This is a genomic window from Phaeobacter sp. PT47_59, assembly GCF_028890025.1.
Classification (GTDB): Bacteria; Pseudomonadota; Alphaproteobacteria; order Rhodobacterales; family Rhodobacteraceae; genus Phycobacter.
Genome location: NZ_JARCJL010000051.1, coordinates 1 through 5,267, shown reverse-complemented (window position 1 = coordinate 5,267; position 5,267 = coordinate 1). Strand labels below are relative to the sequence as shown.

Here is a 5,267-nt window from a genome sequence, read left to right as displayed (position 1 = left end):
TGCTCATGTCACCGCTCCGTTTTCGGATCCGTGAATCACGCAGCGCTCGGAAAATCAATGCATCCTGACCCTAACACGAACTTCGAGGCAAAAGACCCCTTGGATTTTACATTAGATTGTTTCATTTATTCCTCCCTTTTGGTCGTTTTTCCGCGCATTTTGCTCGGCCTCAAGGAGGCGGAACATGCGATCTGCAAATCCGCCTGCCTGTTTTCAGGCTACGCCAGAAGCACGTCTCCATATGCTTCCCGCAGCTTGTTCTTCAGCACCTTGCCAGTTGCGTTTCGTGGAAGTTCATCCACAAAAACGACCGCATCCGGGATCTGCCATTTGGCGACTTTGTCGGAGAAGAAGGAAATCACATCCTTCTCTGACACTCTTGCTCCTGGCGCCTTGACAGCGACAAGGACCGGCCGTTCGTCCCATTTTACATGCTTCGCCGCAATTGCGGCGGCATCTGCAATACCGGGATGACCGACCGCGATTCCTTCAAGTTCGACGGTGGAAATCCATTCCCCGCCCGATTTGATGATGTCCTTGGAGCGGTCTCGGATCGTCATGAACCCATCGGGATCAATCGAGGCCACATCGCCGGTTTCAAACCATCCATCGGATTCCAAAGTCGTGCCCGGTTCCGCACCGAAATAGCTGTCTACGACCCAATGGCCGCGAATGCGAAGATTGCCTTGCGCCGCCCCATCCTCGGGAAGTGTACTGCCTTCATCGTCGACGATCTTGAGTTCCACACCGTAGGGCGGGCGGCCCTGGCTTTCGCGCACTTTCGCCTGTTCTTCCTCGGTCATGCCCGCATGGCGTTCCAGCAAGGCATTCGCAGTCCCGAGAGGCGAGGTTTCTGTCATGCCCCAGGCGTGCACGACTTCGGTGCCATATTTGTCGCGGAATTCAGCGATCATTGACGGGGGACAAGCCGACCCACCGACCACCGTCCGTGTGAGGGTCTCGGCTTTGGAGCCAAGCTTGTCGAGCGATGCAAGCAGCCCCTGCCAGATTGTAGGAACACCAAGCGCGACCGTCACGCCTTCGTCGTCGATCAGCCTTGCGAGGCTGTCACCATCAAGCCCCGGACCGGGCAAGACCAGCTTGGCGCCGACCATCGCGGCGGCATAGGGGATGCCCCAGGCATTGACGTGGAACATCGGAACCACCGGCATCATCACTTCGCGCGCTGAAATGTTCAGCGTATCGGGAAGGGCCGCGCCCAAGGAATGCAACACCGTAGAGCGGTGTGAATAAAGAACACCCTTGGGGTTGCCTGTGGTGCCGGAGGTATAGCAAAGGCTGGATGCGTCATTCTCGTCGACATCCACCCAATCGGCGTTTTCGTCCCCCGTGGCCAGGAAGTCCTCGTAGAATATAAGTCCGGGGATCTTGCTGGCTGCCTTTTCGTCACGCGCGGACATGAGAACGAAGGTGTCGACAGTCGTCAGCTTCTCTCTGATCCCTTCGATGATCGGCAGGAACGTCTTGTCAAAAAAGATGACCCGGTCTTCCGCGTGGTTGATGATATAGACAAGCTGTTCGGGGAAGAGGCGTGGATTGATCGTGTGGCACACCATTCCACCGCAGGAAATGCCGAAGTAGCATTCCAGATGCCGCGCGTTGTTCCACGCGATCGTCGCCACGCGATCCCCTTTGAAGAGCCCCAGCTTTGTCAGCGCAGAGCCGAGCTGACGGGCTCTATCCGATATCCCTTTCCAGTTCGTCTTTGTCTTTGTGCCATCTGTTTCCACCGACACAATCTCGGTGTTGCCATGATAGCGAGCGCCGTGATCAATGAGTGAGTGTATTGTGAGGGGCATCGCCATCATTTGTCCGCGCATTTAGCTTCCTTTCCGGATTTGTGTTTAGGAGCGGCCATTTGGTCGGTCTGGTAGTCTCGCAAGCCGCTAGTCGCGGCTTGCAGTTTCTTACAACAAACCCCATCGCATCCTTGGCAACTGGCTGTTTTTTCATGATTTTCGTAAGATTTTTTAGGCAACAGACCGGCTCCTGTCAAAAATACGCACCTGCCCCAGAATGATCTCGGCCGCATTCTCAGCGATGACCATGGTCGGGGCGTTGGTGTTTCCAGCGACAAGGCTTGGCATGATGGATGCGTCCACCACTCGCAGCCCAGATACACCGCGAACCTTAAGCTCGGGGTCGACCACAGAATCCTTGTCCGCACCCATTCGGCATGTACCAACCGGATGATAGATTGTTTCTGCGCTTTCCCGAATGAATGCCGCGATCTCATCGTCGGTCTGTACAGATTTACCGGGGTGCACTTCGTACTTGCTGTGCGCAGACATTGCCGGCGCTTCGAGTATCCTGCGCCCAGCTTTGAAGGCTGCAATCATCGTTTCCATATCTTCCGGATCGCTAAGATAATTCGGCTGAATCAGAGGATCGTCCATCGGATCCGGGCTTTTGAGGCCGATATAGCCGCGGCTCTTGGGCAAAAGATCGCAGATGTGAAGCGTATAGCCATAACCAAAAGCGATCTTGCGGCCATGATCTTTCAGATATGTGGGCAGGAAGTGAAACTGAACATTCGGCCTATCGCGTTCAGGGGACGACTTAATGAACCCACCGCTTTCCGCAACATTTGACGTGAGAAACCCTTTACGTCTGAAGATGTAGGAAAACAAACCACCAATGCCACGCGGCAGAAAGCTGGGCGCGACACCGATCGGGCGCCGTGAGCTAGCAGCATGCATAATCGTTACATCGAGGTGGTCGGCCATGTTCTTGCCAACCTCGGGAAGGTCGTGAACGACGGCTAGACCATGCCGTTTAATTTCTTGGGCATCCCCGATACCCGACAGAAGGAGGAGTTGAGGCGAATTCACGGCCCCGCCAGACAGGATCACTTCGCCGCCGGCATTGAGACGCAGTTGGCGATATTCGCCACTTTGCTGTAAGGTGACACCGGTTGCCGTCTTTTCCTCCATGACAACGCGGGTCACGCGGGCGTCGGTGAAAATCTCAAGGTTGGACCGGGCCTCAGCCCCGCGCAGGAAAGCTTGCGCCGAGCTCCAACGCCGACCATCCTTTTGCGTGACCTGATACATGCCCAGGCCCTCTTGTTCGGCGCTGTTGAAATCGCCGTTGTGGGGGATCTGCAGTTCGCGCCCAGCCTGTACGAAATCGCGGCTCAGAGGGTTCACGGTTTTCAGCTCACTCACGGAGAGCTCGCCGCCCTTGCCGTGGGTGTCGGTTGCACCGAACCGATGGTTGTCTTCGATGCGCTTGAACAGGTCGGTCATGCGGTCCCAGCCCCAGACATCCGTGCCTGCCTCGGACGCCCAGTAGTCGTAATCGGCCTTGTGGCCGCGAATATAGACCATGGCGTTGATGGACGACGACCCGCCCAGCGTCTTGCCGCGGGGCCAGAACAGTTTGCGGCCATTCAGGTGCTCTTGCGGTTCGGTGTCGAATGCCCAGTTCAGCTTTTTGCTGTTGGCCAGCAAGGCGATCCCCAATGGCATGTGGATCAGGGGGCTCTTGTCCTTTGGGCCTGCTTCGATAAGCGCGACGCGTTTTGCCGGGTTTGCCGACAGCCGGTTGGCCAGAACGCAACCGGCGGATCCGGCGCCGACGATGATATAGTCGTACATTTCTTCTCTCCCTATTGGTTACGGGCGGCTGTTATCCAAGCACCCGGACCACGATGTTGATGAGGCGGCGTACAAAGCCCGTGTAAGGCGGGAAAAGCATGTGCGTGATCGAATGCTTTTCCTCCAGCACGGACTTTTCATGGGAAAAGGCCTTGAAGCCGTATTCGCCATGGGCCGCCCCGATGCCTGAATTGTTGACGCCGCCAAATGGCAGGTTCGGGTGCAGGAAATGCACCACTGTAAGGTTCACTCCCACCGCACCCGAAGAGGTGCGCGTGATGATCTGATTGGCGAAACCCTTGCTTTTGTCGAAGATATACAGGGCAAGCGGCTTGGGGTTTGCGTTGATCTTGTCGATAACTTTATCCAGATCGACATATTCGATGATCGGCAAGATCGGCCCAAACAGTTCTTCCTGAGTGATTTCCATATGGTCCGAAACCTCGGAGATCAGCGTCGGGGCAACGAAATTCTGGGCCGCGTCTGTCTGACCGCCCTGAAGGATGCTTGCGCCTTTGGCACGGGCATCCTCGATCAGGTTGCGAACCCTGTCAAAGTGACGTTCGTTCACAATCCGGCAATAGTCGGGCGTTGCTTTTTGTGCCTCGGGCGTCTTTCCATAGACTCGGCCGATCTCGGCCTGAAGCGCAGCCTTGAACGCAGTCGAAACATCGCGATGTACATACACATGATCCGGTGCGATACAGGTCTGACCGTTGTTTGCGAACTTACCCCAGACGATGTTGCGCGCGGCCTTCTTGATATTGGCGTTGGGCCCGACGATTGTGGGCGACTTACCACCAAGTTCCAGAGTGACCGATGTCAGGTTTTTTGCCGCCGCCTCCATCACGACCTTGCCGATTGCCGGGCTGCCCGTGAAGAAAATGTGGTCAAACGGAAGCGACAGTAGCTCTTGGGAAACCGTGGCGTCGCCTTCGATGACCTTGACCAGATCCGGTGTGAACGCCTCTTCCACGATGTCGATGATGACACGGGACGCATTTGGCGTCATTTCTGACGGCTTGATGATGGCACTGTTGCCGGCCGCGATTGCCGAAACCAGCGGCCCGAGCGAAAGATTCACTGGATAGTTCCAGGGCGCGATGATCAGGCACACACCCTTGGCCTCGGGGCGAACCCGTGCCTTGGTGCCAAACACCCCCAAAGTGGCGCGCGCCCGTTTGGGGCGCATCCACGACTTCAGATGGTGTTTGGTGTGCCGGATTTCCTGAAGCACAGGAAAGATCTCGGTGAGTTTCACTTCTTCGGCGGGTTTGCGAAAATCAGCGGCGCAGGCCGCGATGATTCTCTCCTCGTTCCGTTTGACGGCCTCTGCCAGCCGGTCCAGCTGTGCGATGCGTGCCTTGCGGTCAAAACTGGCCCGCCGGGCAAGTTGTGCCCGAATCTGGGTGTCAAACGCCGCTCGGATGTCATCGGCACTGGCTGTTTTGGCGTGAAATAATGCAATCTGATTCATGTTCACGCTCCTACTTCTCTTCGTAGAGGACATAGTCCTCTTTCGTGGCGCCACAGTCCGGACAGCACCAATCATCGGGGATCTGACTGAACAGTGTGAACGGCGGAGCAATACTCGGCCACGGTAGCGACGGCATAGTGTTGTCGCGGGCGGCGTAAAAGTCGTCCACT

4 protein-coding genes are annotated in these 5,267 nt (G+C 56.5%); all 4 read right to left on the bottom strand.

Annotated elements, in window-relative coordinates; all coding sequences use genetic code 11:
• Window positions 1-218 precede the first annotated feature (218 nt).
• Window positions 219-1,841, bottom strand: coding sequence for a long-chain fatty acid--CoA ligase (locus PXK01_RS21650; RefSeq protein ID WP_274861698.1), 1,623 nt, complete (start codon window positions 1,839-1,841; stop codon window positions 219-221).
• 150 nt (window positions 1,842-1,991) lie between these two features.
• The gene (locus tag PXK01_RS21645) at window positions 1,992-3,620 is read right to left on the bottom strand and encodes a GMC family oxidoreductase (RefSeq protein ID WP_274861697.1); all 1,629 of its coding nucleotides are present in this window, start codon (window positions 3,618-3,620) and stop codon (window positions 1,992-1,994) included.
• Window positions 3,621-3,651: 31 nt separating this feature from the next.
• Window positions 3,652-5,097: an aldehyde dehydrogenase family protein gene (locus PXK01_RS21640; RefSeq protein ID WP_274861700.1), complete on the bottom strand. Its 1,446-nt coding sequence runs from the start codon at window positions 5,095-5,097 to the stop codon at window positions 3,652-3,654.
• A 10-nt stretch (window positions 5,098-5,107) separates the two neighbouring features.
• On the bottom strand, window positions 5,108-5,233 hold the full coding sequence (locus PXK01_RS21635; RefSeq protein WP_274861699.1) for a rubredoxin: 126 nt from the start codon (window positions 5,231-5,233) through the stop codon (window positions 5,108-5,110).
• Between the last annotated feature and the right edge of the window lie 34 nt (window positions 5,234-5,267).